The organism is Streptomyces sp. NPDC005195 (assembly GCF_040608315.1).
GTDB lineage: Bacteria > Actinomycetota > Actinomycetes > Streptomycetales > Streptomycetaceae > Streptomyces > Streptomyces kaempferi.
Genome location: NZ_JBEXHZ010000006.1, coordinates 38,607 through 64,628 on the forward strand (window position 1 = coordinate 38,607; position 26,022 = coordinate 64,628).

26 protein-coding genes are annotated in these 26,022 nt (G+C 71.6%); 13 read left to right on the forward strand and 13 right to left on the reverse strand.

The genetic code is table 11. The features are described 5' to 3' along the window. The first annotated feature begins 61 nt into the window (after positions 1–61). From ABZV34_RS09450 to ABZV34_RS09465, 4 genes are all read left to right on the forward strand, one after another. Positions 62–907, forward strand: a complete 846-nt coding sequence (locus tag ABZV34_RS09450) for a HipA family kinase (RefSeq protein ID WP_356272918.1) — start codon at positions 62–64, stop codon at positions 905–907. Beyond that, positions 904–1,287: a DUF3037 domain-containing protein gene (locus ABZV34_RS09455; protein WP_356272920.1), complete on the forward strand. Its 384-nt coding sequence runs from the start codon at positions 904–906 to the stop codon at positions 1,285–1,287. Before ABZV34_RS09450 ends, ABZV34_RS09455 begins: the two co-directional genes overlap by 4 nt. 158 nt (positions 1,288–1,445) lie before the next feature. Beyond that, positions 1,446–2,207: a 3-oxoacyl-ACP reductase FabG gene (gene fabG, locus ABZV34_RS09460; protein ID WP_356272922.1), complete on the forward strand. Its 762-nt coding sequence runs from the start codon at positions 1,446–1,448 to the stop codon at positions 2,205–2,207. A 16-nt stretch (positions 2,208–2,223) separates the two neighbouring features. Then, a complete protein-coding gene (locus ABZV34_RS09465) occupies positions 2,224–2,985 on the forward strand; it encodes an SDR family oxidoreductase (protein ID WP_168527059.1) in 762 nt (253 codons plus the stop codon). Positions 2,986–3,185: 200 nt separating this feature from the next. Here the strand turns inward: ABZV34_RS09465 and ABZV34_RS09470 are convergent, their stop codons facing one another. Then, entirely contained in the window at positions 3,186–4,088 is a 903-nt protein-coding gene (locus ABZV34_RS09470; RefSeq protein WP_356272924.1) for a 3-hydroxyacyl-CoA dehydrogenase, read from the reverse strand. Between the two features lie 70 nt (positions 4,089–4,158). Beyond that, positions 4,159–5,124, reverse strand: coding sequence for a 3-hydroxyacyl-CoA dehydrogenase NAD-binding domain-containing protein (locus ABZV34_RS09475; RefSeq protein WP_356272926.1), 966 nt, complete (start codon positions 5,122–5,124; stop codon positions 4,159–4,161). Between the two features lie 545 nt (positions 5,125–5,669). On the opposite strand from ABZV34_RS09475, the gene ung reads away from it, so the two are divergent. After that, on the forward strand, positions 5,670–6,353 hold the full coding sequence (ung, locus tag ABZV34_RS09480) for a uracil-DNA glycosylase (RefSeq protein WP_356272928.1): 684 nt from the start codon (positions 5,670–5,672) through the stop codon (positions 6,351–6,353). Positions 6,354–6,497: 144 nt separating this feature from the next. Then, a complete protein-coding gene (locus ABZV34_RS09485) occupies positions 6,498–7,061 on the forward strand; it encodes a hypothetical protein (protein WP_356273284.1) in 564 nt (187 codons plus the stop codon). A gap of 154 nt (positions 7,062–7,215) precedes the next feature. Here ABZV34_RS09485 and ABZV34_RS09490 read toward each other — a convergent pair whose 3' ends face one another. Beyond that, the gene (locus tag ABZV34_RS09490; protein ID WP_356272930.1) at positions 7,216–7,689 is read right to left on the reverse strand and encodes a hypothetical protein; all 474 of its coding nucleotides are present in this window, start codon (positions 7,687–7,689) and stop codon (positions 7,216–7,218) included. Between the two features lie 304 nt (positions 7,690–7,993). Here ABZV34_RS09490 and ABZV34_RS09495 point away from each other — a divergent pair, with 304 nt between their 5' ends. After that, on the forward strand, positions 7,994–8,905 hold the full coding sequence (locus ABZV34_RS09495) for a Gfo/Idh/MocA family oxidoreductase (protein WP_356272932.1): 912 nt from the start codon (positions 7,994–7,996) through the stop codon (positions 8,903–8,905). On the opposite strand, the gene lnt is transcribed toward ABZV34_RS09495, so the two are convergent. The 4 genes from lnt to ABZV34_RS09515 all read right to left on the reverse strand — a co-directional run bounded on the left by lnt (position 8,823) and on the right by ABZV34_RS09515 (position 13,692). Further along, positions 8,823–10,415, reverse strand: coding sequence for an apolipoprotein N-acyltransferase (gene lnt / locus ABZV34_RS09500; RefSeq protein ID WP_356272934.1), 1,593 nt, complete (start codon positions 10,413–10,415; stop codon positions 8,823–8,825). The two genes, ABZV34_RS09495 and lnt, sit on opposite strands and share 83 nt — an antisense overlap. 69 nt (positions 10,416–10,484) lie before the next feature. Continuing rightward, entirely contained in the window at positions 10,485–10,970 is a 486-nt protein-coding gene (locus tag ABZV34_RS09505; RefSeq protein WP_356272936.1) for a nuclear transport factor 2 family protein, read from the reverse strand. Positions 10,971–11,063: 93 nt separating this feature from the next. Next, positions 11,064–12,059: an LLM class flavin-dependent oxidoreductase gene (locus ABZV34_RS09510; RefSeq protein WP_356272938.1), complete on the reverse strand. Its 996-nt coding sequence runs from the start codon at positions 12,057–12,059 to the stop codon at positions 11,064–11,066. A 187-nt stretch (positions 12,060–12,246) separates the two neighbouring features. Further along, positions 12,247–13,692, reverse strand: a complete 1,446-nt coding sequence (locus ABZV34_RS09515) for a glyceraldehyde-3-phosphate dehydrogenase (RefSeq protein WP_356272940.1) — start codon at positions 13,690–13,692, stop codon at positions 12,247–12,249. A gap of 159 nt (positions 13,693–13,851) precedes the next feature. Here ABZV34_RS09515 and ABZV34_RS09520 point away from each other — a divergent pair, with 159 nt between their 5' ends. Both ABZV34_RS09520 and ABZV34_RS09525 read left to right on the forward strand, forming a co-directional pair. Beyond that, on the forward strand, positions 13,852–14,592 hold the full coding sequence (locus ABZV34_RS09520) for a glucose 1-dehydrogenase (protein WP_356272942.1): 741 nt from the start codon (positions 13,852–13,854) through the stop codon (positions 14,590–14,592). A gap of 182 nt (positions 14,593–14,774) precedes the next feature. Then, complete coding sequence (locus ABZV34_RS09525) at positions 14,775–16,241, forward strand: DUF4157 domain-containing protein (RefSeq protein WP_356272944.1); 1,467 nt, start codon at positions 14,775–14,777, stop codon at positions 16,239–16,241. 360 nt (positions 16,242–16,601) lie between these two features. Here ABZV34_RS09525 and ABZV34_RS09530 read toward each other — a convergent pair whose 3' ends face one another. The 4 genes from ABZV34_RS09530 to ABZV34_RS09545 form a co-directional block, all read right to left on the reverse strand. Then, positions 16,602–16,781, reverse strand: coding sequence for a hypothetical protein (locus ABZV34_RS09530; protein ID WP_356272946.1), 180 nt, complete (start codon positions 16,779–16,781; stop codon positions 16,602–16,604). Positions 16,782–17,229: 448 nt separating this feature from the next. After that, positions 17,230–17,739, reverse strand: coding sequence for a DUF3761 domain-containing protein (locus tag ABZV34_RS09535; protein ID WP_356272948.1), 510 nt, complete (start codon positions 17,737–17,739; stop codon positions 17,230–17,232). 233 nt (positions 17,740–17,972) lie between these two features. Continuing rightward, on the reverse strand, positions 17,973–18,848 hold the full coding sequence (locus tag ABZV34_RS09540) for an undecaprenyl-diphosphate phosphatase (RefSeq protein ID WP_356272950.1): 876 nt from the start codon (positions 18,846–18,848) through the stop codon (positions 17,973–17,975). A gap of 211 nt (positions 18,849–19,059) precedes the next feature. After that, on the reverse strand, positions 19,060–19,521 hold the full coding sequence (locus ABZV34_RS09545) for a helix-turn-helix domain-containing protein (protein ID WP_356272952.1): 462 nt from the start codon (positions 19,519–19,521) through the stop codon (positions 19,060–19,062). Between the two features lie 102 nt (positions 19,522–19,623). On the opposite strand from ABZV34_RS09545, the gene ABZV34_RS09550 reads away from it, so the two are divergent. Next, positions 19,624–20,793 (forward strand): thiolase family protein, encoded by a 1,170-nt coding sequence (locus ABZV34_RS09550; protein ID WP_356272954.1) that lies wholly within the window; start codon positions 19,624–19,626, stop codon positions 20,791–20,793. Positions 20,794–20,979: 186 nt separating this feature from the next. On the opposite strand, the gene ABZV34_RS09555 is transcribed toward ABZV34_RS09550, so the two are convergent. Beyond that, a complete protein-coding gene (locus ABZV34_RS09555; protein WP_356272956.1) occupies positions 20,980–21,759 on the reverse strand; it encodes a VTT domain-containing protein in 780 nt (259 codons plus the stop codon). Positions 21,760–21,808: 49 nt separating this feature from the next. On the opposite strand from ABZV34_RS09555, the gene ABZV34_RS09560 reads away from it, so the two are divergent. The 3 genes from ABZV34_RS09560 (at position 21,809) to ABZV34_RS09570 (ending at position 24,640) form a co-directional block, all read left to right on the forward strand. Beyond that, a complete protein-coding gene (locus tag ABZV34_RS09560; protein ID WP_356272958.1) occupies positions 21,809–22,024 on the forward strand; it encodes a hypothetical protein in 216 nt (71 codons plus the stop codon). Between the two features lie 499 nt (positions 22,025–22,523). Continuing rightward, positions 22,524–23,693: an elongation factor Tu gene (gene tuf / locus ABZV34_RS09565; protein WP_356272960.1), complete on the forward strand. Its 1,170-nt coding sequence runs from the start codon at positions 22,524–22,526 to the stop codon at positions 23,691–23,693. A 101-nt stretch (positions 23,694–23,794) separates the two neighbouring features. Beyond that, entirely contained in the window at positions 23,795–24,640 is an 846-nt protein-coding gene (locus tag ABZV34_RS09570) for a fused MFS/spermidine synthase (protein ID WP_356272962.1), read from the forward strand. On the opposite strand, the gene ABZV34_RS09575 is transcribed toward ABZV34_RS09570, so the two are convergent. Then, positions 24,602–25,951 carry an MFS transporter gene (locus tag ABZV34_RS09575; RefSeq protein ID WP_356272964.1) on the reverse strand — a complete coding sequence of 450 codons (1,350 nt, stop codon included), beginning with the start codon at positions 25,949–25,951 and terminating at the stop codon, positions 24,602–24,604. The two genes, ABZV34_RS09570 and ABZV34_RS09575, sit on opposite strands and share 39 nt — an antisense overlap. Positions 25,952–26,022: the final 71 nt, after the last annotated feature.

A 26,022-nucleotide genomic window follows, 5' to 3' on the forward strand; every position in this document is an offset into this window, starting at 1 on the left:
CCCGGAGAACCCGCGCCTGACCGTAGATTGGTACGGCCAGAGAACGAGGGAGCCGGGAACATTGCTCAAAGAAGTCGCCGCCACCCGCTACATCACACCGCTGCGTGAGGGCGGCTCGCTGCCGGGGCTCGTCGAGGCCGACGATCTCGGGACGTATGTCATGAAGTTCACCGGTGCGGGGCAGGGGCGCAAGACGCTCGTCGCGGAGGTCGTCTGCGGTGAGCTCGCCCGTCGGCTGGGCCTGCGGGTGCCCGGACTGGTGACGATCGGCCTCGATCCGGTCCTGGGGCTCGGCGAACCCGACCAGGAGGTCCAGGAACTGCTCAAGTCGAGCGGTGGGTTGAACCTCGGCATGGACTTCCTCTCCCGCGCCGTCGGCTTCGACTCCCTCGCCTTCGAGGTGAGTGCGCGGGAAGCCGGGCGCGTCGTCTGGTTCGACGCGCTGGTCAACAACGTCGACCGCTCCTGGCGCAACCCCAACCTGCTGATGTGGCACGGCGATCTGTGGCTCATCGATCACGGCGCCACCATGATCTGGCACCACCACTGGCCCGGTGCCCAGGCCTCCGCCGCCAAGCCGTACGACGCCTCCGACCACGCGCTCGCGCCCTTCGGCCCGGACATCGCCTCGGCGGCGGCCGAGCTGGCGCCGCTGGTGACCGCGGAACTGCTCGCGGAGGTGACCGCCGCGATCCCGGAGGAGTGGCTGGCGAACGAACCGGGCTTCGACTCCACCGAGGCGCTGCGACGCGCCTACGCCGAGCCGCTCCTCACCCGCGCCGCCGTCATCCACGAACGGGTCAGGGGCATCGAGGGCCCCGAAACCCGGGCGGGCCGCGCGAGCGGCGAGGATCCCGGTGGCGGAGAGGGAGCCAAGGACACCAGGGTCACCGAGGGGGACGAGTGAGCGAGCGGGACGTCTTCGAGTACGCGCTGCTGCGGGTGGTGCCGCGCGTCGAACGCGGTGAGTGCTTCAACGCGGGCGTACTGGTGTACTGCCGCGCCAAGTCCTTCGTGGCGGCGCGCACCCATCTGGACGAGACGAAGCTGCGGATACTGGACCCGGAGGCCGACGTGGCGGGCGTACGGGCCGCGCTGCGCGCCGTGGAAGGGGTCTGCGCGGGCGGGAAAGCGGCAGGTCAGGCCGCGGGGGACGATGCGGGTCGGCGCTTTCGCTGGTTGATCGCGCCGCGCTCGACGGTGGTGCAGCCCGGTCCCGTGCACACGGGGCTCACCGCCGATCCGGAGGCGGAGACGGAGCGGTTGCTCGCGCTGCTGGTCAGGTAATGGATCACACCCGCGCCGTGTGCCGTTGACACCGGGTGTCAGGGCTTCTAGCGTCACGTCTGCTGAAGGTACTAAGCGGTCGCTCACCGGACGGGCGACCGTGCGAGCCGCAGGGCATGTCAGGCCGCAGGGCTTTTCAAGGGCGAGGAGAACCAGCAATGTCCACCACTGAGCAGCGCGTCGCCGTAGTCACCGGTGCCGCGCGCGGCATCGGTGCCGCGACCGCCGTACGACTGGCCGCGGAGGGCCGCGCCGTCGCGGTGATCGACCTCGACGAGGTCGCGTGCAAGGACACCGTGGAGAAGATCACCTCCGCCGGCGGCAAGGCCATCGCGGTGGGCTGCGACGTCTCCGACGAGGCCCAGGTCGAGGCCGCGATCGCGCGGATCGCCGAGGAGCTCGGTGCGCCGACGATCCTGGTGAACAACGCGGGTGTGCTCCGCGACAACCTGCTGTTCAAGATGGCCGCGTCCGACTGGGACACCGTCATGAACGTGCACCTGCGCGGTGCGTTCCTGATGTCGAAGGCCTGTCAGAAGCATATGGTGGAAGCGAAGTTCGGCCGGATCGTCAACCTGTCGTCCTCCTCCGCTCTCGGCAACCGCGGCCAGGCCAACTACTCCGCCGCCAAGGCCGGTCTCCAGGGCCTGACCAAGACGCTCGCCATCGAACTCGGCAAGTTCGGCGTCACCGCGAACGCCGTCGCGCCGGGCTTCATCGCCACCGACATGACCGCCGCCACGGCCGCCCGCGTCGGCATGGGCTTCGAGGACTTCCAGGCCGCCGCCGCCACCCAGATCCCCGTGCAGCGCGTCGGCAACCCCGACGACATCGCCAACGCCATCGCCTTCTTCACCGGCGAGGCCGCCGGATTCGTCTCCGGCCAGGTGCTGTACGTGGCCGGCGGACCGCTCAACTAAGGCCGGGGACACAGACATGACCGCACTTCCCGAACTCTCCGGCAAGGTCGCCCTCGTCACCGGCGCGAGCCGCGGCATCGGCTACGGCGTCGCGGAGGCCCTCATCGCCCGCGGCGACCGCGTGTGCATCACCGGCCGCAATGAGGACGCTCTCAAGGAGGCCGTCGAGACACTCGGTGCCGACCGCGTCATCGGTGTCGCGGGCAAGGCGCACGACGAGGCCCACCAGGCCGTCGCCGTCGAGCGCACCATGGAGGCCTTCGGACGCGTCGACTACCTGGTCAACAACGCGGGCACGAACCCGGTGTTCGGCCCCATGGCCGACCTGGACCTCAACGTGGCGCGCAAGGTCTTCGAGACCAACGTCGTCTCGGCGCTCGGCTTCGCCCAGCTGACCTGGAAGGCCTGGCAGAGCGAGAACGGCGGCGCGATCGTCAACATCGCGTCCGTCGCCGGCATCTCTCCCTCGCCGTTCATCGGCGCGTACGGCATGAGCAAGGCCGCCATGATCAACCTGACCGTGCAGCTGGCGCACGAGTTCGCGCCCAAGGTGCGGGTCAACGCGATCGCGCCCGCCGTCGTCAAGACCAAGTTCGCGCAGGCCCTGTACGAGGGTCGGGAGGCGGAGGCCGCCGCGTCCTACCCGCTCGGCCGGCTCGGCGTGCCCTCCGACATCGGAGGCGCCGCCGCGTTCCTCACCTCGGCACAGTCGGACTGGATCACCGGGCAGACGCTGGTGGTCGACGGCGGTATCTTCCTGAACGCCGGAGTGGGCTGACGGACGCCCCGGGCGCGCCCGGGGACGCTGACGGACCCGGGCCGCGCCCGGGTCCTGGGTGGGTTCGGTGTTCATGTCGGACGTCCGTTGTCTCACCGCCCGTGCCGGGCGCTCGACCGTCGACGGCCCGGGATGTTCGTGGCGAACCTCCCGGGACCGCGGTGGCGGCGCCGGCCGTCCACGGCCGGGCACCACACGTACTAGGGCTCCTCGGCGGGAACCACGGCATGGGCGATGCCGGTGAGGTTGCCCTGCGCGATGAGGATCTCCCGGCGGTTCGACCCGTCGAGATCGGCCGCGTAGACGGTCCCGGCCAGATCGGTGACGAACATGCGCCCGTCGTCCAGATCGAGAGCGATGCCGATGCCTTCCATCAGATGCGTCCACAGGATCTCGGGCTGCCGCTGCCCGCTGGGCGGATCCACCGGTGCGCGGTTCACGGAGTTGCCTCGCGGCGGATCCCCGCGGTCGGTCCAGTACAGCGTGCGCTCCGTCGGGTCCCACTGCAGGTCGATCGGCTCCGGGAGCCCCTGGAGCAGCACCTCGACGTCGCTCCGGCCGTCCGCGGATTCGCCGGCGGGCAGATCGAGCCCGGCCCGGAGGATCTTCCCCAGTCCCGCGTCGCTCGGTCCCTTCTGCGACCAGTACAGGTGCCCGCCGTCGGGATCCACGGCGACTCCGACGCACCACCTGGTCTCGTCGCGGCGGTCGTTGTCGGTCAGCCCCGTCCGGACGAGTGTCTCGATGTTCGCGCCGTCGAGGTCGCAGCGCATGACGCGCATCCCTTCGCGGTCACCCCAGTACAACTTGCGGCCGACGGAGTCGAGATGCAGTTGCTTCGGCGTGTGCGTGCCGCCCTCGGGAACGATCGTCGTCCGGTTGCCTCCGTCCAGGTCGACACGCTCGATCGAGCCGTCGTCGAGCGGCGGGGAACCCATGTTCGTCCAGTAGATGTGTCCTGCCCCGACGTCGACGGCCACACCGTCGGGGAACCTGCATCCCGAGACGAGGACCCGTCTGTCGGTGCCGTCGGGGTTCACCGAGAACACGCGACCGCCACCGCTGAGTTCGAGCACGAACAGTCTCTGCCGGCGCTCCGTCACGGTTCCTCCTCCCGGGCGAGGGCCCGCTGCCCCAGGGGTGACCGGTGCCTTCGGGGTGACCGCCGCCGTCTCATGCCGGCCGGCCGGTGGTGTCGTCGCGGGGGCCGGATCCCCGCACGGCCAGCAGGCTGAGCAGCATCGCGTCACGCCGGGCGGCCAGTTCGCCGACGGAGTGGCCGTCCGCCTCCTCCAGGACCCCGCCGACGATCCTCTCCCTGAGTTCGGGCGTGAGTTCCGGGTCGCCCAGCTCGTGCCACATCCCGGCCATCCCCGGCATGAGGGTGTCCATGAAGTGCTGGATGCCGCCCTCGCCTCCGCCGAGATGCCACAGCAGGTTGGGGCCCATGACACCCCACCTGAGTCCTGGACCCCAGGACACCGCGTCGTCGGAGTCAGAGACGTCCAGCACCCCCTGATCGATCAGGTGGACGACCTCGCGGTACAAAGCGGCCTGGAGGCGGTTGGCGACGTGCCCGGGGAGCTCCTTCTTGAGATGGATCGGCTTCTTGCCGATCGCGGTGTAGAAGGCCATGGCGTTCCGGACGGTCTCCGGGGCGGTCTTCGTTCCTCCGACGACTTCGACGAGCGGGATGATGTGTGGGGGGTTGAAGGGATGCCCGATGAGGGTGCGCTGCGGATTGCGGCACTCGGCCTGGATGACGCTCATCGTGATGCCCGACGAACTCGACGCGATGATCGCGCCCGGCGGCGTCGCGTCGTCGATGTCGGCGAACAGCCTGACCTTCAGCTCCGGGCGCTCCGGCGCGTTCTCCTGGACGAAATCGGCGTCCGCGACGGCCTCTCGCATGTCGGAGGTGAAGCGCAGACGGTCGGGCGAGGTTCCGGGTTCGGCGCCGAGCGCGGCCGCCGCGTCCCATGCTTCGGCCACGTACGCCCTGAGGGCCTCCTCCGCGGCGGGGGCGGGGTCGGTCGCCGTGACGTCGAAGCCCCGGGCGAGATAGTGCGTCGCCCAGCTCGCACCGATGGTGCCGGTGCCGACGATCGCCACGCGATGGACGGGTCCGTGTGCGTTCATGGTTCCTCGTTGCTCCTCGTTGCTCCTCGGCGTCGGGCGGGCCTCCTCGGCGTCGGGCGGGCCGGGGACGGCGCCGGTGGCGCGGGCGACGACGGTCCGGCGGACGGACCGGCTGTGCGGCGCGGCCTGTCAGCCGGGCCGCCTCCCCCGACGTGGCGGGGAGGATCCGCCCCGCCACGTCGGGGGAGAGGCTCGGTGACGCCGTAGGGGCTCTGTTCCAGGGTGCGGCGCATGGTCGCCCGGGGCATCTCGGGGACCGCCGCGCAGCCGTGGCCGAGCAGCTCTCGGCGGTCCTGCGGATCGTCGCCGCCGATCAAGACGGTGTGCGGGCCTGGGCGCGGGACCAGCCGGTAGCGGGGTGGGAACGCGGTGGAAGCGGAGGCGGTGACGGTGGCCGGAGGGGACCGGGACCGGCGGACGCCGGGACGGGATCCGCCGGGTGACAGGGGGAGGATCCGCTGGTGGCAAGGGGTGCGGGGTCGGGTGTCAGTGGTCGCCTGTAGGTTCTGAGGCCTGGAAGTGACCGTACATCGGAGGAAGTTGACGTGACCGACACCGCCATGCTGCCCGAGTCCTGGCGCGGCGTCCTGGGCGAGGAACTGCAGCAGCCCTACTTCAAGGAACTCACCGAGTTCGTCGAGGAGGAGCGAGCCAAGGGTCCCGTCTACCCTCCGCGCGAAGAGGTCTTCGCCGCGCTGGACGCGACACCGTACGAGCGCGTGAAGGTGCTGGTCCTCGGCCAGGACCCGTACCACGGCGAGGGCCAGGGGCACGGCCTGTGCTTCTCGGTGCGCCCCGGCGTGAGGACCCCGCCCTCCCTGCGGAACATCTACAAGGAGATGAAGGAGGAGCTCGGCACCCCGATCCCGGACAACGGCTATCTGATGCCGTGGGCCGAGCAGGGCGTCCTGCTGCTCAACGCGGTGCTGACCGTCCGCTCCGGTGAGGCCAACTCCCACAAGGGCAAGGGCTGGGAGAGGTTCACCGACGCGGTGATCCGCTCCGTGGCCGACCGGCCCGACCCGGCGGTCTTCGTGCTGTGGGGGAACTACGCCCAGAAGAAGCTCCCGCTCATCGACGTGGACCGGCACATCGTGGTGAAGGGCGCGCACCCCTCGCCGCTCTCCGCCAAGAAGTTCTTCGGCTCCCGGCCGTTCACACAGATCAACGAGGCCGTCGCACGGCAGGGCCACGAGCCGATCGACTGGCGGATTCCGGACCTCGGCTGACCCGGGGGCGGGGACGGCTGGGCCGGGCGGGGGCCCTGTCCTGTCCTCCCCGGCCCGGTCCGGCGGCGTACGGGGGCGCCTGAGCCGGTTTGGCAGTGGCTGCGGTTAGCGTCGGAAGAGACAGTGACGAGCCTGGAGGACGCGGTGGCGGAGCAGCAGGAGCAGACGGCGCCGGACGCCATGATGACCCGGATCGGCCAGGCCGTCATGCTGCACCACGGAGGCGATCGCGAGGAGGCCAGGGGCCGTTTCCTGGACCTGTGGTCGGAGATCGGCGAGGACGGTGACCCGCTGCACCGCTGCACCCTGGCCCACTACATGGCGGACACCCAGGACGACCCCTCGGACGAGCTGGCGTGGGACCTGCGCGCCCTGTCGGCGGCCGACGAACTCGGGGACGACAGGGTCGCGGAGAACCACCAGTCGCTCGCGGTACGGGCGTTCTACCCGTCGCTGCACCTGAACCTGGCGGCCGACTACGTGAAACTCGGCCGCTGCGACGCGGCCCGCACCCATCTGCGCCGGGCCCGCGGCGCGGTCGGTTTCCTCGGTGACGACCGTTACGGAGACGGGGTACGCGCGGCGATCGGCCGACTGGAGCTGAGGCTCGACGGGGACGGACCGTCGGAGGGGACCCCGGGGGAGGGCCCCGGCCGGTTCGGCGGGCCGGGAGGGGAGACGTTGGGGCCGCCGCGACAGCGGCCCTGAGAGCTGTCCCGAACCCCCCGCCGGATCAGCGCCTGGCATCGGACGCGGGTGTGCCACCGAGGCGGAGGGCAGGAACGGCGATGAGGCGTCCTCGTACGGGCGTGTGTCCGGGCGGTCCGGGACAACGGGGGCCGGGTGTGAGGCGCCGGACGGGTCAACGCCCGTATGTCCCCTTGCAGATGACCGCCTCGGGGCTGCCCGGCTTCCAGCCGCCGTACTTCCTGCCGAGGGCGCACACGTCCTGGGCTTTCGGCGGCTTCGTCGCCGGGGGCGGCGCGGCGGCGTGGTGCGCCGGTCGGTGCGGCTTCGGCTGGAGGCGCGGTGTGTCGGGGGCGTGACGTGGGGGGCGCGCCTGCGGTGCGGTCTGTGCGGGCGGAGCGGGGTGAGGCCGCGCGGCCGCGGGGGAAGGTTCCGGTGAAGGCTTCCGTGACGGCCCGACGAGTTCCAACGCCTCCCGCGCCGGAGCCTGCACGACCCGCTCCCCGGCCGTGCCGTCCGGACGCGGAGACGGCGGGGCGGGAGCGGGCGGCGGGCCGGGAGCGGATGGCCGTTGGACGGTCACACAGCCGGCGAGGGCGGTGACCGCCACGGTGACCAGGAGCGTCGCGGTCGTCGTCGTTCGATGCACGCGGGCAACTCTGCTGCGTGCGGCCGTCTTTGGGGAGCCGACGAGCGCAGGATGCCCCGCACGGGTGATCCTTCCGCTCCTCCGGCGGCTGCCGGAGGACGCGGGATGACCCGCGGCTGCCCGCTCGTACCCGTCCCCCGCCCTGTGCCGCACCGGACCGAGCAGGGACGGCTCGGACGGCTCGAACGAGTCGGTCCTGAGCCGCGCGCCGAACCAGGCGACGGGTCGGGCACCGCCGGACGGGGGCAGCGGTGACGCCCGTATGCTTCCGGCCAGGCCAGCATCGGCGAACGAAGGAGACCTCGTGAAGGTCGGCTGCATCGGACTCGGCGACATCGCGCGGAAGGCGTATCTGCCGGTGCTCGGGGTTCAGCCGGGGGTCGAGCTGCATCTGCAGACCCGGACGCCCGCGACACTCGCCCGGGTCGCGGACAGCCTGCACCTGCCGCAGGGGCAGCGGCACACCGACCTGACGGAGCTGCTGGCCCAGGATCTCGACGCGGCCTTCGTGCACGCGGCGACCGTGGCCCACCCCGAGATCGTCGCGCGGCTCCTGGAAGCGGGCGTACCGACGTTCGTCGACAAGCCGCTCGCCTACGAACTCTCCGCGTCGGAGGAGCTCGTCCGGCTCGCGGAGGAGCGCGACGTCAGCCTCGCCGTCGGCTTCAACCGGCGCCACGCACCCGGGTACACGCAGTGCCTGGAGCATCCCCGTGAGCTGATCCTGATGCAGAAGAACCGCACAGGGCTGCCCGAGGTGCCGCGCACGATGATCCTCGACGACTTCATCCACGTCGTGGACACACTGCGGTTCCTGGTGCCGGGGCCGGTCGACGACGTGACGGTACGGGCCCGTGCCGAGGGCGGACTGCTCCACCACGTCGTACTCCAGCTCTCGGGCGACGGCTTCACGGCGCTCGGTGTGATGAACCGGCTCAGCGGCTCGCCCGAGGAGATCCTCGAGGTCTCCGGCCAGGACACCAAGCGTCAGGTGCTCAACCTCGCCGAGGTGATCGACCACAAGGGGCAGCCCAGCGTGCGACGGCGCGGCGACTGGGTGCCGGTGGCCCGCCAGCGCGGCATCGAGCAGGGCGTGCTCGGCTTCCTCGACGCCGTACGCGCGGGCAAGGTGCTCAGCGCCCGGGACGCACTGGCGACTCATGAACTGTGCGAGCGGGTGGTGCGAGCGGTCCAGGAGCGGTCCGCCGCAGCCTGAGCGCGCGGACGCCCTCGGTGGCGCACAGGGCCGCCAGGACCAGCAGCGCCACGTGTACCGGCCAGTCGCCGAACCGGACGTACGGGGTGACCCCCCGCGCCAGCGGCACCTCGTACACCGCCGCCTCGCTCGCGTCCGTGCCGAGCCAGGAGCCGAGCCGCTCGCCGCTCGGCCCGTAGACGGCGGAGACACCGGTCAGGGTCGCGTGCACCATCGGACGGCCGGTCTCGGCGGCCCGCAGCGCGGCCAGCGAGGCATGCTGTTCGGGCGCCCAGCTGTGCTGGAACGACGAGGTCGACGACTGGGCGAGCAGCACCTCGGCGCCGTCCCGCGCGAGATGCCGGCTCATGTCCGGGAACGCCGTCTCGAAGCAGACCATCGGTCCGACCCGCAGTCCGTGTCCGGCGTCCATCACCACCTGCTCGCTGCCGCGCCTGCGGTCCTCGCCCGCCGCCTTGCCGACCGAGGTCGCCCAGCCGAGGAGGGAACGCGCCGGTATGTACTCACCGAAGGGGACGAGACGCATCTTGTCGTAGCGGGCGCCGGTCGGTCCGTGCGGTCCCACCAGCACCGAACTCTTGTATATCCCCGGCCGGTCGGAGCGCCGCGCGTCGACGTTCACGAGGATGTCGGCGCCGGTCTCGCGGGACAGCGCGGTGATCCGGTCCGCCAGGTCGGGGCGGTCGGCCAGGTCGGCGCCGACGCTGCTCTCGCCCCAGACGACGAGGTCGACGTGGCGCCCGGCGAGCGTGAGGGTGAGCGCCTCCTCGCGTGCGAAGCGCTTCTCCGCGCCGGCTCCGGCACCGCCGCCCATCACGCCGGGCTGTACGACGGCGACGCGCACCTGACCGTCGGTGTCCGGGCGCGGGGACCACACCCAGGCCGCCGAGGTGACGGCGGCGGTGGCGACGAGTCCGGTGACGGCGGTGGCGACGACGGGCCTGCGCGACCGGCGCACGGCCATCAGGACCGCGACCGCGACGTTGACGGCCACCACCAGGAAGCTCAGCAGCCACACCCCGCCGACCGAGGCGAGCCGCAGCGCGGGCGTCACCTGCCACTGGCTCGACCCGAGCAGACCCCACGGTCCACCCAACCCCTGCCAGGACCGGACGAGTTCGACGCCCAGCCAGCCCGACGGCAGCACCACGAGCGCGGCCCCGACCTGCCCCGCCGAGGGCACACCGCCGAGGAACCGCCGTACGAGCCAGCCCCAGGGCGCCCACAGCGTCCCGAGCAGTCCCGCGATGACGACCGTGAAGACATTGAGGCTCGGCAGCAGCCAGTGGTGCACGGCCAGCATGAACCCCAGGCCGCCGAACCAGCCGTCGTACGCGGCGCGTCTGCCCGTCGGGGCGGCGCGGGCCAGCAGGATCCAGGGCACGAGGGCGACGTAGGCGAACCACCACCACGACGGGGCGGGGAAGGCGAACACCGGCAGCGAACCCGCCAGCGCGGCGACGATCGCACGCCGCCAAGGAGAGGCGAGCCCGCGGTCGAACCTCGTCATGGGCGCCTCCCTCCCAGGTGGTCCCTCCAGTGTGCGCTTCGGGGACGATCTCCGACAGGGGGCGTCCGGTCAGGTGACGGCGGGTTCCTGACGCGGCTGCGGCATGCGGCGCCACTTCTCCTGGACGACCACCTCGCGCAGGCGCCAGCCGAGGTCCGTACGCACCAGTGCGAAGGCGTACCGGCCGCCGCACACGAAGTCCGGTGCGGTGGATCCGCCGTCGTCGCCCGCGAAGCGCATCGGATTGATGTAGTCGGCCTGCACGCGTGCGGTGTCGCCCCGGTCCTGGTCCAGTACGCCGAACCGCAGGCGCCGGTTGACGATCAGATGCTGGCGCATGGGGAACAGCTCCATGCTCCGCGCGAGCCACCCCGCGACCTGGCCCGCGTCCCCCTCGATACCGCCGGCGGAGCGGTAGTCCGCGCGGCCGTCCGGCGCGAACAGCCGTCGGTACGCCTCCCAGTCGCCGTCGTCGACCGCCACCGCGTACTCGGTGACGAGCCCGTCCACGGCGAACCGGTCCATCAGGGTCGCGAGCTCCACACGCTGCGTCATCGGCTCAGTGTTGGCCACGGGGCCTGCGCAGCCAAGGGGCGTGCAGCGACATTCGTCGACCGGTCGGTGGGTGTGCGCGGCGGGTCCCGCGATCTACCGCGGGAGCTCCTCCGCCGGTGTCATGACGTGCTGTCGGACGAGTGCGTAGGACTTCAGACGGTCGGTCAGCGCGTAGACGGGTGTCACCAGCATGAGTTCGTCCGCGCCGGTCGCGTCCGCCAGGTCCGTCAGGTGGGCCGCGACGGTGTCGGGTGTGCCGTGTGCCTGGTGGGCGCGGAAGGCCGTCAGGGCCCGCGACTCCTGTGCGCTGAAGGAGTGGGCGGCCGCCTGCTCGGGCGTGGGGAAGGGGATGTCGCCCCGCCCCTTGAGCAGTCCGGCCTTGACGACGTCCATCGGGCCCGCGAGCCGGGCGGCCTCCTCCCGCGTCTCGGCGCACACCGTCTCCACGCAGACCAGCACGCGGGGGCGGTCGCACCAGCGGGAGGGGGAGAAGCGCTCCCGGTAGTGGTGGAGCGCGGCGAGGGTGTTGTCGGGACGGATGTGATGGGCGAAGGCGATCGGCAGCCCGAGTTCCGCCGCGAGCGTGGCACCGGCCGTGCTCGAGGACAGCAGCCATGGCTCCGGGAGCGGGTCGAGCGCGACCTCCTCCACCAGGAACCGCAGGGTCTCCGACACGTCGTCGCGGTACTCGTCGTCGGTCGTCGGTCCCGCCCCGCGCCGCAGGGCCCGCGCCGTGGCCTCGTCGAAGGTGCCCGGGCCGCGGCCGATGCCCAGGTCGATCCGGCCCGCGTGCAGTGCGGCCAGCGTGCCGAACTGCTCCGCGAGCATGATCGGAGCGTGGTTCGGGGCGAGGACGCCGCCGGATCCGAGACGGATGGACGAGGTGGACGCGGCCGTGTGGGCGGTCAGGACGACGGGCGGGAACGCTCCGATGGCAGGGGAGTGATGGTGCTCGGCGTACCAGAGCCGCCGGTATCCGAGGTCTTCGAGCCGCCGGGCGAACTCGGTGGTGTCGCGTAACGTGTCCACGGCCGGAGCGCCCGTCCGGACCATGGCTACTTCCAGCGCGCTGAGCGGCACAGTGATCATCCGCTCAGTATAGAAAGCGGCCGCCGGCGGTCACGGGCGTTCACCGGCCCCGGCCGACGTCCAACTCCCCGGCCCGCGGGGGCCGGACAGGCGCCGGGGGGCGACCGCGTGCGTACGCGGCCGCCCCGTGGCGCGGGTGAGGTGCGGGACCGGGACGCCGGGTACGGCGACCGGCCCTGCCCCCGGATCAGACGGCCGGTACCGGGTAGGTCGGGTACTCGACCCCGGAGACGTGCTGGACGACCCGGATGACCTGGCAGGAGTAACCGAACTCGTTGTCGTACCAGAGGTAGAGGATCGCGTTGTCCCCGTCGACCTTGGTGGCGCCGGCGTCGACGATCGAGGCGTGGCGTGAGCCGATGAAGTCGCTCGACACCGCGTCGGGGGCGGTGGTGAAGTCGATCTGACGCTTGAGCGGCGAGGTCAGCGACACCTCGCGGAGGTGGTCGAGGACCTCCTCGCGGGTGGTCTCGCGCCCCAGCCGCAGGCTGAGGATGGCGATCGAGACGTCCGGCACCGGGACGCGGATCGAACTGCCCGTGATCGGGGCCTTGAGGTCGGGCAGTGCCTTGGCGACGGCGGAGGCGGCCCCCGTCTCGGTGATGACCATGTTGAGCGGCGCGGAGCGGCCCCGGCGGTCGGAGCTGTGGTAATTGTCCAGCAGGTTCTGGTCGTTGGTGAAGGAGTGGACGGTCTCCACATGACCGCGCAGGACGCCGTACTCGTCGGCCATCGCCTTCAGCGGCGGGACGATCGCGTTGGTGGTGCAGGAGGCGCAGGACAGGATCCGCTCGTCCGGCTTGATCGTGTCGTGGTTGACGCCGTGCACGATGTTGGGGACGTCGCCCTTGCCGGGCGCGGTGAGCACCACCTTGTCGATCCCGGGGCGCAGGTGCTTCGACAGGCCTTCGCGGTCACGCCACTTGCCGGTGTTGTCGATGAGGATGGCGTCCTTGATGCCGTACGCCGTGTAGTCGACCTCGCTCGGGTCGCCGGCGTAGATCACCTTGATCTCGTTGCCGTTGGCGATGATCGTGCTGTTCGCCTCGTCGACGGTGATCGTGCCCTGGAACTGGCCGTGGATGGAGTCACGGCGCAGCAGCGAGGCGCGCTTGACGATGTCCTGTTCCCCGCCCTGGCGCACGACGACGGCGCGCAGCCGCAGGCCGTTGCCCGAGCCGGCCTTCTCGATCAGCAGGCGGGCGACGAGCCTGCCGATGCGGCCGAAACCGTAGAGGACGACGTCCCTCGGCTCGCGGCGCTCGATCTTGCCCGCGCCCGTGGCGCCGGCGACGGCCCTGGCGGTGAACTCCTGTACGGAGAGCCCGAGGTCGTCGCTCCGGTACGTCGCGGCGAGCATCCCGAGGTCGATCTGGGAGGGCCCGAGGTCGAGCGTGGTCAGCGCCTGGAGGAACGGCAGCGTCTCGGTGACGGAGAGTTCCGCGCCGGCGATCTGCCGGGCGAACCGGTGGGTCTTGAGGAGGCTGACCACCGACTTGTTCACCAAGGAGCGGCTGTGGAGGAGGACCGTGACGTCCCGCTCCCGGTGCAGCTTCCCGATGATCGGGATCATCGACTCCGCGATCTCCTCGCGGGTCTTCCAGTTGGTGAACGCGTCGTCATTGACAGTCACAGGTCTATCTTTCGAGCTAGGCGGCGCTCATATGGTAACCCGTGCGTTGTTTTGATCATCCAGTGGGTGTACGGCCGGGGTCGCGAAGGGATACGAAGGCAGGAGTCATGATCGAGGGCGAGCGCGGAGCGGGAGCCGCCCCGCCGGAGGGAGGCACGCATGACACGCCCGGTCACTGTGGTCACGGGTGGCAGCCGGGGGATCGGCGCCGCGATCTGTGCCCGCCTGGCGGCGGACGGACACGATGTGGTGGTCGGCTACGTGCGTGACGGCACGGCGGCGGAGTCGACCGCGACGGCCGTCCGCGCGGCGGGGTCGCGCTGTGTGACGGTCCGGGTGGACACCTCCGACGCGGACGACGTGGAGCGCCTCTTCGACACGGCGGAGGACCGTCTCGGGGCCGTCGGCGGGCTGGTGAACAACGCCGGTGTGACCGGTCCGCTCGGGCGGCTCGCGGACACCGACCCCGCCGACCTGCGGCGCGTGGTGGACGTCAACCTGTTGGGCACGCTGCTGTGTTCACGGCGGGCCGCCCGGACCATGGCGGCCCGGGGGAGCGGCGTCATCGTGAACGTGTCCTCGGCGGCGGCGACGCTGGGCAGCCCCGGGGAGTTCGTCCACTACGCGGCCACGAAGGCCGCCGTCGACGCCCTGACGGTGGGCCTCGCCAAGGAACTCGGCCCGGACGGCATCCGGGTCAACGCGGTCGCGCCCGGCATGATCGACACTGAGATGCACGCCGCCATGGGCGACCCGGGCCGCGCCGAGCGCGCCGCCCCCTCGATTCCGCTGCGCCGGGTCGGCCGGGCGGAGGAAGTCGCCGCCGCCGTCTCGTGGTTGATGTCGCCCGACGCCTCGTACGCCACGGGCGCGGTGCTACGGGTGTCCGGGGGGCGGTGAGCCGCGGACGGGCTCGCGGCGGTACGGGATCGCGGGCGGGCTTTGGCGGGTGCCTGTCCGGAAGTGTTCGGGCGTCAGCCCGTCCCTTGGGGCGGCAACTCTGCCCCTGCGGCCCTGGGAACGTGGCCGTCTTCCGTGCGAGGCTGTTGGGCTTGGTCGTCTGTGATGCCGGAGGAAGACGTATGGGACTGGCCCGCGACGAGAGCACCGCGGCGGGGAAAGGGCCGGAGCCTCGGCGCCCGCGAGTGAGTCCCCCATCCGCCGGAACGGCCGTGCAGCGGATGCTCGCTCTGCAGAGTCATACCGGGAACAGGGCCGTTGCCGAGATGCTGCGGCGGGCCGGGCACCCGGAAGCGCAGGGCCGGCATCAGCACGGTCTTGGATGCGGACACCAGTCGCAGGAACCTCCGGTACAGCGTTCCCCGGACGGCGCCACCGTCGCGCGCGCCGAGGAGGAGGACGGACACGTCCGCGGCGGGGTGCGGGACACCAGCCCGGAAGGGCAGGGCGCCCTGCTGGCCGCCGCCATGAACTCGTCGAGCGAGTCGTTGCCTTCGTCGGTGGTGGCGAAGGCCGGGGCGTTCTACCAGAACGAGGGGCTCTCCTCCACCCGTGTCCACCGTGGCGCGGTGGCCCAACGTGCCACGGCGGCGCTGGGGGCCCAGGCCATGACCGTCGGTAACCACATTTTTCTCTCGGCCGGGACCGCAGGCGACGAGAAGCTGATCGGCCACGAGCTCAGCCACGTCGACAAGAACCTCAGAGGCCTGCCCGAGACGGGCCACGGCAACGGCGCGGGAGTCACCGTCACCGACCCGAGGCAGGACTCCGAACGAGCGGCGGAGAAGGACGGCAACGCCTTCGCCGCGGGTGAGACGACCGCCCCCTCCGTCACCGCCCCGCGCCAAGCGGCGAACGGCTCACGCGAACCTGTCCAGCGGATGCGCGAACCCGTCCAGCGGATGATGGAAGCGGGGGAACAGTCGGAAGGGTCCGAGGGCGGGAGGCGGATCGCTCTGCAGGATCAGCCTCTGGGACTCAGCGCCGAGGACCACATCGCGGCGCTGCCCGAAGACAGCGAACAGGAAGTTTTCCTGAAGCGCGGTGTGACGCCCACGCAGCGGAAACATCTCCAGAAGGAGGTGATTCGCGGCTCTTTCGTCAGCCTCCCGAAGATGGTCCGAAAGCCTGACGAGCACGCTACGAAGCCCGAGCGTGAGCACGTCGAAGGATACGTGAGCCAGCACCGTAACGAGGAGACCGCGAGCCTGATCGAGTTTTCCACGGATGCTGAGATAGCCGGCAAATTCGCGTCGGAGGCCCGGTTCGGATACGTGCTCACCATCCGGATCAGGAGAAAGTATCTGGCGAAGGGCGCCACCGGCTCCGAGCACGGCTGGATCGCGAAGCAGGGCGCACCCTACGACATCGTCGGGATCGAGCGAAAGGACTCGTTGGAGGAAGGCGTGGCCCCGCTGACCGAGAACGAGTTCCGTGAAGCGGTCAAGAAAGAGGAAATGGCCGAGTATCTGCTCAAGGTTCAGGACCAGGCCGCGATGGTGGCCCATATGAGTCAGTTCGAGGGGGGAAAGAAGAAGGATGAGGCCATGAAGATTCTTGCGTACAAGAGGTCGGTGTACCAGGACTGATGATCCGGCCGTGGATCGTGGGCTTCTTCGCCGTACTCGCGGCAGCGGGGATCTCCGCAGCGGAGCGAAGCACAACGATGCGGTGTCCGGAAGGCGTCCGACGGATGTCCGGATGTCCGGGCGAGGGGCTGTCCTACCGGGCGTGCGGACAGTGCACGGAACGAGGTACGGGAGCGGCGGACCGTCTTCCAGTGGCCCGGGAGGCCGTCCCGGACGGGATGCGGCGCCTGCTTGCCCGGGCGGAGCGGGACCCTGACGTGCGCCGCCAGGCCGGGCGGGCGGTCACCGCGCGCGTGCCGCTCGGCTGCTCCGGCGGACAGTGCGCGCCTATCAGCACGAAGTCCTGCGGAGTGGAGCGGGTCAGGCCGCCTCGACGACCTCTCCGCGGATCGCTTCCGCCCATTTCACGACCAGCAGCTCGTACTCCGCACGCTCCTGGGCGGACAGGGAGCCGCCCGAGCGCATCCACAGGGCGCGGATCTGTTCGTTTAACGCGGCAGCGGACCGCACGGAACCAGAGAACGTGAAGTCGGGGGACATGCGTACCAGCCTAGGGGTACGGGCTGACACTGCGCTACCGGTCGGCTACGCGCGCCGTATGCGGTTCGTCACGGCCTGCGGCGCGCTGCCGCGGGGGCTGGGGCGGGAACCGGGCCGATCTTGCTCCTGAACGGCCCCGACGGACCCGCCCGGCCGGAGGGCGCGGATCGTGAGGGGCCCGGCGCGCTCGCCGGCAGGGGTTTCCCGACCGTGCCGGACCGCTGACGGGCCACGCTCGCCCGCTCGTGGGAGACCGGGGCGCCCGAGGCGTTGTCGGTGGATGGCCGGGCGGCCGCGGCGGTGCGGCATCGAGGGGGTGCTGTCCGACCGGCCGCCGTGGCGCCGGTCCGGCCGGCCGACGTCGAGCCTCGCGCCCGCCCCGAGTCGGGGCGGGCACTCGCGGGTCCGGCAGCACGTTCCTGATGGATGGATGCCCGCGCGGCCTGGCCTACTTGTAGAAGACGGCCACGCCGCCATGGTGCGAGCAGGCGCCCTGATGGTGCGCGGCGAAGGAGTAGGTGCCGTCATTGCAGCGAGCGGTGGCGCCGTTCCCGGCAACACCGGAGCCGCCGGAGGAACCTGAGCCGCCGCTCCCGGACGATCCGCCGGACGAACCGCTGCCGGAGCCGCTGCCGGAGGCGGCTTTCGCGGTGACGGTCACCTTCACCTTGACCGTCTTCGTGGCGGTCACCGTGGGCGCGGGTCGCGGTGTCGCGGTCTCCGTCGCCGTGGCTGTCGCGGTGACGGTGGCGGCCGGCCGCACCTTGTCGGCTGCGGCCTTCGTGGTACTGCCGTCCTGACCGCCCCCGCCGACGGTGGTGCCGAGGACGAAGGCGAGGCCGACGGCGGGCAGCATGTACCGCTTGCGGGCCCATTTCGGTCTGGGCGGCTGCGGGGCGGGCGTGAACGGCGACGGCGGCCCGTATCCGGGCGGCGGCGGAGGCTGGTTGTACGGCATGGTCCCCCCAAGGACGGTTCGTGGTGGAGCGACCGTAACGGGAGATGTGAAGGAAGCGTGAGTGTCCTGCGGGGGCGGTGACGCAGTTGTGACCGTTCACGGCCGGGCGAGCGAGTCCGGCCGGGCTGCTTCGGCGCACGTCACCGCGGGTGCGGGAGCTTCCCGGGCTCGACCGGCGCGGCCTTCACATCTGTGCGTCCGTCAGACTCGGAAGCACCGACGCGACGACCGCCTCAGCCCGCGGACTCCGCCGCGTGAGGGCTGAGGACGTCGGCGCCGACCAGGGCGATGATGACGACGCCGAGCGCGATCCGGTACCAGACGAACGGCATGAAGCTCTTGTGGGAGATGAACTTCATGAACCACGCGATCACGGCGTACCCGACCACGAACGCGATGACCGTCGCGAAGATGGTCGGCCCCCAGGAGACGTGACCGCTCTCCGTGGCGTCCTTCACCTCGAAGGTTCCCGAGGCGAGCACGGCCGGCATGGCGAGGAGGAAGGAGTAACGGGCCGCCGCCTCGCGGGTGTAGCCCATGAAGAGGCCGCCGCTGATGGTCGCCCCGGAGCGGGAGACGCCGGGGACCAAGGCCATCGCCTGGCAGAGGCCGAAGAGGAGGCCGTCCTTGGTGTTGAGGTTCTCGATGGTCTTGCGCTGCTTGGGGGCCCGGTGCTTGCCGCCCGACTCGTCGCGCGCCGCGAGCCGGTCCGCGACACCGATGACCACGCCCACCACGATCAGCATGGTCGCGGTGACCCGCAGGTCGCGGAACGGACCCTCGATCTGGTCCTTGAGGGTCACACCGAGCACGCCGATCGGTATGGAGCCGACGATGACGAGCCAGCCCATCTGGGCGTCGTGGTTCTGGCGCATCGCCTTGCTCGTGAGCGAGCGGAACCACGCCGCGAGAATCCGGCCCACGTCCTTGCGGAAGTAGATCAGCACCGCGGCCTCCGTGCCGAGCTGCGTGATCGCGGTGAAGGCCGCTCCGGGGTCGTGCCAGCCGGAGAACGCCGCGGTCAGGCGCAGATGCGCGCTGGAGGAGACAGGGAGGAACTCGGTCAGCCCCTGGACGAGTCCGAGGATGAGGGATTCAAACCAAGACATGAAGTGAGGTGGTCCAAGCGCTGATCGAGGACGGGCCGGGGGACACGCCGTGTCGCGGTTCGCGGTGCCTGTGATCACGGGTGTTGAAGGCAGCGTAGCGCCCCGCACGGACCGGTCCTGTCACGGGGGTTTGCCTGCGCTAGAGGAACTGTTCGATTGATCGTACGAACGTGGGAGGGTCCCGTGTCCACGGCGCCGAGGGGTCCTGTGTCTACGCCCCCGAGGGTCCCGTCACCGTCCAGCCCGGGGACTGCGGGTGGGCCGTCAGGTCGCCCTGCTCGATCTCCTGGCCGCACTCCCGGCAGACCACCTGCGGGACCAGCTCATGGCCGCAGGTGTGCTCCATCACCATCGGGCGGAAACCGTCCTCCTGGAGATGACGGTCGCCCCACGCCATCAGCGTCAGCAGCACCGGTTGCAGCTCCAGCCCGGCCCGCGTGGGCCGGTACTCGTAGCGCTTCGGGCGGTCGCTGTACTCGGCCTTCTCCAGCACGCCGATGTCGACGAGTCGCTTCAGGCGTGCGGTGAGCACATCGCGCGGTGCGCCGATGTTGCGGGCGAGCTGGTCGAAGCGGGTGGCACCGAGCATCACCTCCCGCATGACCAGCAGGGAGTACTTCTCGCCGACGAGGGCCAGGGTCTCGGCGATCGAGCAGGGGCGGGCGTCCTTCATGCCCTCAGTCTAACGGGTGGGTTGGAATGTCCAACTAACTCGGTTACTCTTGAGTCACTTAGCGAGTTTGGAAAGCAAACTCCCTGACGTTGGAGAGCAGACATGCGAGATGCCGTGATCGTCGAAGCCGTCCGCACGCCCGTCGGCAGGGGCAAGCCGAACGGCTCTCTCGCCCATGTCCACCCGGTGGAGCTCCTCGCCCACACGCTTCGGACCCTCGTCGAGCGCTCCGGGATCGACCCGGCGCTGATCGACGACGTCATCGGCGGCACCGTCACCCAGGTCGGGGAGCAGGCCGCGAACCTCACCCGGTACGCGGTGCTCTCGGCCGGCTTCCCGGAGACGGTGCCCGCGACCACCGTGGACCGGCAGTGCGGCTCCTCCCAGCAGGCCGTGCACTTCGCGGCGCAGGGCGTCCTGTCGGGGGCGTACGACATCGCGGTGGCCTGCGGGGTGGAATCCATGAGCCGCGTACCGATGGGGTCGAACGTCCGCGGTACCGAAGGCCCCTTCGGCCCCGGGATCGCCGAGCGCTACCCCGAGGGCCTGGTGCCGCAGGGCATCAGTGCCGAACTGATCAACGCGAAGTGGGGCCTGTCGCGCGAGCAGTTGGACACGTACGCGGCGGGTTCGCACCAGAAGGCGGCCGCGGCCTGGGACAACGGCCTCTTCGACGCGGAGGTCGTACCCGTTCAGGGTGTGACCCGCGACGAGAGCGTCCGCCCCGCCAGCACCACGGAGACACTCGCCGGGCTCAAGCCCGCCTACTACCACCCGGCCATCGCCGAGCGCTTCCCCCAGATCGACTGGTCCGTCACGGCGGGCAACGCGAGCCCCATCAACGACGGCGCGTCGGCCGTGCTCATCATGTCGAGCGACACCGCCGCCCGCCTCGGTCTGCGCCCGCTGGCGCGCCTGCACAGCTTCGCCGTCACCGGATCCGACCCCCTGCTGATGCTCACGGGCGTCATTCCGGCGACCGAGAAGGTGCTCCGCAGGGCCGGACTCTCACTCGGTGACATCGACCTCTTCGAGGTCAACGAGGCCTTCGCGAGCGTCGTCCTGGCCTGGCAGCAGGAGACGGGCGCCGACCTCTCCCGGGTCAACGTGCACGGCGGGGCGATCGCGCTCGGGCACCCGCTGGGCGCGAGCGGCACCCGGCTGACGACCACCCTCGTGCACGCCCTGCGCGCCCGCGGCGCCCGCTACGGACTGCAGACGATGTGCGAGGCGGGCGGCCTCGCCAACGCGATGGTGCTGGAGGCGATGTAGCGCGGAGCGGACGGCGTAGCAGGTACGGGCCGGCTCGGCTCGTACAGGTCGCGGGATCCGGGACCGTCGGCGGTGTCCGTGCGGGTTCCGGATCCCGGGGCGGTCGGCGGTGTCCGTGCCGGTTCCGTGCGGGTTCCCGATCCGGGGGCGGTCGGTGGCGTCCGCGGACGTCCCGGGACCGTGGTGTCAGTGTCCGCGCAGGTGGTGACGCTTGCGCCAGGCCACGACGGCGCCGGCCAGCGCGGGCAGCGCGATGAAGCCCATCGCGATCAGGAAGGCGGGCGAGGTCGGTGCCGAGGCCCGGGCGCCGGCGACGGCGTACGCGGCGGTGTTCGGGACCGACCCCAGGGCCGTGGCCAGGAGGAACGGCAGCCAGCCCATACGGGACACGGCAGCGCAGTAGTTCGCCGCCCAGAAGGGCACTCCGGGGAACAGGCGGGCCATCATCATCGTGCGGAAGCCGTGCCGGCTGAGCTGCCCGTCGGCCGCCTTCAGCCAGCGGGCGCGCAGCAGCGGGCGCAGCGCGTCCTGCCCGAGGATCCGGCCGAGCCCGAAGGCGATCCCGGCGCCGAGCACCGTACCCGCGAGCGCCGTGGTGAGACCGAGCTGGGAGCCGAACAGGGCGCCGGCGGCGAGGTTGAGCAGCGGCCGGGGCACGAACGCCACCGTGCACAGCCCGTACGCCAGCCCGAAGACCACGGCGGCCGCGGCACCGCTGAGCTGCGGTGGCCAGCCGTCCGAGAGCAGTCGCTGCGGTTCGAAGAGCAGCACGCCCGCCGCGGACGCCGCGAGCAGCGCCAGCAACAGGGAGAGCCGGGACCAGGGCGAGAGCACCACTCTCGTGCACCGGGCGGCGAGGCCCGTGGGAGTGGAGACGGCGAGCTCCGAGGCGAGGGAGAGCTCCGTGGCGGGGGCCGCGGGGACGGCCGTGGCGGTGCCCCCAGAGCGGGTGGTGGCATCGAGCATTCGGCGACACTAACCGACCCGTGTGTGTGATCGCCGTATGGTTCGTCTCATGGGCGTCACAGCTTCCGGAACGCCGGCAACCCGGTTCGAGATGCCGGGCGGCGCCCTCGAGGACACGGGGGCGGCACGGCTCACCGTCACCGGCGTCGCGGCGGCCGATCCGCGACAGGCCGCGGCCAAGGGACCGTACAGGAACGACATCAAATCCCTCCCGGGTCTGACCACGCCCGATGGCCACGCGCCGTACCGCACCGTCCTTCCCTGAACCACGGCCCCGGCGGACGCGGGCGGCTCCACCGCGGCCCCGTGCGGCCGGCCGCCGGCCGAAGCACCGGTTCCCGCGCGGCGCCGTCGACCGGCCGTGCCGCCGTGTGAGACAACTCTCCTCCGGATGCCCGCCGGTGGCCCCTCACCGCCGCACCGGCCCCTGAGGCGCGCGCCCCTGACGCACCGGCAGTGCCGCGTGCCGTCGCGGGATCCGGTGGCGCGGAAAACCATTCGACGTGGCCGGACATGTCGGCGATGATCGCCTCATGTTCCGGCACGCCTTCGTCTTCGCGGCATCCGCAGTCGCGGATGCGCCGAAGGCTGCCGTCCCGATCACCGTGGCAGCCCTCGACGGCGCCCGAAGCTGACCCTTCCCGGATTGTCCGGCGGACCCCGCAGGGGGAGGGTCGGCGGAACCTCGGGGTCCCCGTCCCGGCCATGAGCGCCGGGACCCTCACTCAGCTCCGCTGACACCCAAGAGGCTTCGAGGTACAGCCATGCCCAAGACGGCTTACGTGCGCACCAAGCCGCACCTGAACATCGGCACCATGGGTCATGTCGACCACGGCAAGACCACCCTGACCGCCGCCATCACGAAGGTTCTCGCCGAGCGCGGCTCCGGCACGTTCGTGCCCTTCGACCGCATCGACCGCGCTCCGGAGGAGGTCGCGCGCGGCATCACCATCAACATCGCGCACGTCGAGTACGAGACCGACACCCGGCACTACGCGCATGTCGACATGCCGGGCCACGCCGACTACGTCAAGAACATGGTCACCGGCGCGGCGCAGCTCGACGGGGCGATCCTCGTCGTCTCCGCGCTCGACGGGATCATGCCGCAGACCGCCGAGCACGTGCTGCTCGCCCGGCAGGTGGGCGTCGACCACATCGTCGTAGCCCTGAACAAGGCCGACGCGGGGGACGAGGAGCTCACCGACCTCGTGGAGCTGGAGGTCCGCGACCTGCTCTCCGCGCACGGCTACGGAGGCGAGTCCGTCCCCGTCGTCCGGGTGTCCGGTCTCAAGGCACTGGAGGGGGACCCCCGCTGGACCGCGGCGATCGACGCGCTGCTCGACGCGGTGGACACGTACGTGCCGATGCCCGAGCGGTACATCGACGCGCCGTTCCTGCTGCCGGTCGAGAACGTGCTCACCATCACCGGGCGCGGGACCGTCGTCACGGGCGCCGTCGAGCGCGGCACGATCCGGGTCGGCGACCGCGTCGACGTGCTCGGCGCCGCCGTCGACACGGTGGTCACGGGTCTGGAGACCTTCGGCAGGCCCATGGCGGAGGCGCAGGCCGGGGACAACGTGGCGCTGCTGCTGCGCGGGGTGCCCCGGGACGCCGTACGACGCGGGCACATCGTCGCCGCGCCCGGCAGCGTGGTGCCCAGCCGCCGCTTCTCGGCGCGGGTGTACGTCCTGTCGTCGGGCGAGGGCGGGCGGACGACGCCCGTCGCCACCGGGTACCGGCCGCAGTTCTACATCCGCACCGCGGACGTGGTCGGCGACGTCGACCTCGGCGAGCGGGCGGTCGCCCGGCCCGGCGACACCGTCACGATGACGGTCGAGCTGGGACGCGAGGTGCCACTGGAGCCCGGCCTGGGTTTCGCCATCCGTGAGGGCGGCCGGACGGTCGGCGCGGGCACGGTGACCTCGGTCGGCTGACGGCCGGGGAGCGGTACGGGGGACACGGGTGCCCGCTGCGAAAGTAGTGGGCACCCGTTCGTCCGGCGCACCACGCGAGGCCGGGGCGGCACAATGGACGCGTGGACGAGCCGATACCCGTGATGCGGGCCGTGGATCACGGGACCGCCAAGCTGATGCCGGACGTCGACCGGAAGCGGGCCTGGCTGTTGACGGTCGACGGGGCACCGCAGTCGTACGTCGACCTGGACGAGCCCACGCACCTGGAGTTCGAGTACGCGCGACGACTGGGGCACGTGCTGGACACGGTCGTCGCGCCGGGACAGAGGCCGGACGTGCTGCATCTCGGCGGGGGCGCGCTGACACTGCCCCGCTATGTGGCCGCGACCCGGCCGGGCGCACGTCAGGACGTGGTCGAGGCCGACCGCGGTCTGCTGGCCCTGATCGGCGAGCACCTGCCCGTGGCCGACGACGCCGGTATCACCGTGCACGGCGCGGACGCCCGGGAGTGGCTCGAATCCGCGGCGCCCGCCTCCGCCGACCTCGTGATCGCGGATGTCTTCGGCGGCTCGCGTGTCCCCGCGCACCTGACGTCCACGGCGTACGCGCGTGCCGCCGGGCGGGTCCTGCGCGACGGCGGCGTCTACCTGGCCAACCTCGCCGACTCCGCCCCCTTCGCCTTCCTGCGGTCCCAACTTGCCACGTTCTCCACGGTGTTCGAGGAACTGGCGGTGATCGCCGAGCCTGGCGTGCTGCGCGGACGGCGTTTTGGCAACGCGGTGCTGGTGGCTTCCCACCATCCGCTCGACACGGCCGCCCTCGCCCGCCGTACCGCCGCGGACGCGTTCCCGGCCCGGGTGGAACACGGCCCCGCGCTGCGCAGGTTCATCGGCGGTGCCGCACCCGTCCGCGACGAGGACGCGGTCCCCTCACCCGAGCCGCCCGGCGGAGCCTTCGGCATCGGCTGACACCCGCCCGGCGGAGCCTTCGGCATCGGCTGACACCCGCCCGGCGTCCAACGGCGGCGATCCCTGCGCCACCGGCCTGGTCCGCCGGGTCAGATTCCGCACGTCCGGTACGAACAGCACCGCCGCCGTGACGACGACGACCAGTACCGAACAGCTCCACAGGGCGGCCGTCCGGCCGAAGGCCTGCTCCGCCGGGCCCGCCAGGGCCGTGGCCAGCGGGACCATCGCGATCGAGCCGAACCAGTCGTACGCCGAGACGCGGGAGAGTTTGTCCTCGGGGATCTCCTGGTGCAGCGCGGTCATCCACGAGACGCCGAAGACCTCTATCGCCGCCCCGCTGACGAACATCACGGCGCACAGCGGCACCACCGCCACCGGCACCGCGAGCGCGGCGGCCGGCGCGGCGAGCGGGAAGACACAGAGGGTGCCCGCGAGCAGCAGCCGGCGTGGCTTCCAGCGGGTCATCAGCAGCGCGCCGCCGACCGTGCCCGCACCGAACGCGCCGAGGGCCAGACCCCAGGGCCCGGGGCCGCCGAGGCTGTCCCGGGCGACCAGCGGGCCGTACACCGCGTCGGCGGCGCCCACGACCGCGACCACTACGGAGAACTGGGCGACGACGGTCCACAGCCAGGGCCGTCCGACGAACTCCCGCCAGCCCTCGCGGAGATCGGAGAGCAGCCCGCCGCCGGGCCGGCGCGGCGGTATGTGGCTCACGTCGAGGAACGAGCGCAGCGCCCCGGCGACGGCGAACGCCACCGCGTCCACCGCGAGCACCCAGCCGGGCCCGATCACCGCCACCATCGCCCCGCCGAGCGCCGCCCCGCCGAGTCCCGCGCCCTGCATCGCCATCCGGAACATGGCGAAGGCGCGACTCGCCTGCTCACCTTCGACCGAGGACATCAGCATGCCCTCGGCGGCCGGGCTGAAGAACGCCTGACCGGTGCCGCCGAGCGCGGACAGCAGCAGCATCTGCCACAGCCGCGGTTCGCCGGACAGGACCAGGAGCGCGAACGCCGCCTGCGAGACGCAGTTGAGGGCGTTGGCCGCGACCATCACCCGATGGCGCGGCAGCCGGTCCGCGACCGCGCCGCCGATCAGCAGGAAGAGGACCAGCGGCAGTGTCCGCGCCGCCGCCACCAGGCCGACGTCGCCCCCGTCGCCGCCCGTTTCGAGCACCGCGAACGCCGCGGCGATGAGCGCGCCCTGGCTGCCCAGGTTGGTGACGACCGCGGCGGCGGTCAGCAAGGTGTAGTTCCGGCCCGCCCAGGAGGGACGGCGCGGGTGTCGACGGAGGTCGGCGGCAGAGGTCACCGGGCCACTTTCGCCGCCCGGTGCCCCACTTGCCAAACCCGGTGCACGCCCTCCGCGCACCGCTCACGCCT